At 46.3% G+C, this 1,299-nt stretch carries 1 protein-coding gene; it reads right to left on the bottom strand.

What is annotated here, in order from left to right:
* Positions 1–66: 66 nt before the first annotated feature.
* A partial coding sequence (locus tag CFI03_RS20025; protein WP_248758940.1) for an IS1182 family transposase occupies positions 67–1,299 on the bottom strand: 1,233 nt, incomplete at its 5' end.

The raw sequence follows: 1,299 nt of genomic DNA, 5'->3' as shown, positions 1-1,299 counted from the left end.
TCAATGTAAAGACGGCTCGCATAAGTAATTAAAGAGTGATTTTTATAAAAATGGCGCTGTTGAGGGTTACCCTTGCAGCGCTATTTTTGCTCTTGCTGCTTTCTTCAGCAAGTTATGGGCAAGCGAAAGCCACCCGACCTCGAGACTCACTTTCGGCAAGCCTCGAAGCAGGAATCTGCGGAATCCCCGATTATTCTTTATTTGGCCAAACACACTTTCTGGTTCATGCATCCGTCGAACCGACAAGGCATGTCCATTTTCGCGCTTTAGCTGCTCCCTCGCTTGCTGCTTGAGCCGTAAATACTCCTTGCTAACCTTTATTTCTCGATCTCCTTGTGCCTTTGTGCACCTCTCCTTTAGTGGACAGCCCTCGCAAGACATACTGCGATAGTTGCGAGTAACAATTTCGTATCCGCTCTCGGTGGTACTTCTGCTCTCATAGCGGAATAGAAGTTTTTGGCCTGCCGCACATGTCCAGGTATCTTCGTTCTCGTCATACAACCAATTCTCAAACTTGCTAATATCTTGTTTCCACGCTTTGGTGTTTTCTTTGTGATAGGTATTGTACTTTACAAGTGCTCGTTGTTCTTCAGACTCTAGGTAAGCATAGTTTTCTTCGCTGCCATAACCTGCATCTGCGATGATGGTTCCCGGCAATTGACCAAATGAGGCTTTCACTTTGTCCAGGTGCGGCTTGAGACAACGTGTATCTGTTGGACGTTGATGGATGCTGTAACTGAGAATGAATTGATCTTCGGTTCCAATCTGCACGTTATATCCCGGCTTCAGCTGACCATTGCGCATGTGGTCTTCCTTCATGCGCATAAACGTCGCATCCGTGTCGGTTTTGCTAAAGCTGTTGCGGTTTCCAAGCGTTTCTTGCTGCCCTTCATATTTTTGCAGGCGAGGAAGAAGATCTTTCCGAACAAGGCGCACAGCTTTCTTTAAAGGTTTGTCCTTAGGCTTTTCTTGAAGCTTGCTTTCAAGCCGTTGAACAGCCTGCTCCAGCTTTTCACTCGTGATGGCGGAAGCCTCTCCGAGTTCAGGAAGGTCCAAGTTATTCAGTGCCTGATCTTCCTGTTTCTCTGCCTCTTCAATGGCAGCGAACAAGGTCTGCACCTTTTCTTGCAGCTTCATCTTCTGTTTGACGACAGCCTTACCCCAGACAAAGGTGTAACGATTGGCATTCGCTTCAATCTTCGTTCCATCCAAGAAGTAGTGCTCAAGCTTGATGTAGTTTTCTTCCTTGAGAAACTGAAGAATAGCTGTAAATACAGTCTCTAGAACGTCTTTCATACG

Origin of the sequence: Paenibacillus sp. ATY16, assembly GCF_003399985.2 — a bacterium.
GTDB lineage: Bacteria > Bacillota > Bacilli > Paenibacillales > Paenibacillaceae > Pristimantibacillus > Pristimantibacillus glycanilyticus.
The sequence above is the reverse complement of the archived record's forward strand: the minus strand, read 5'-3'. Positions and strand labels throughout refer to the sequence as shown.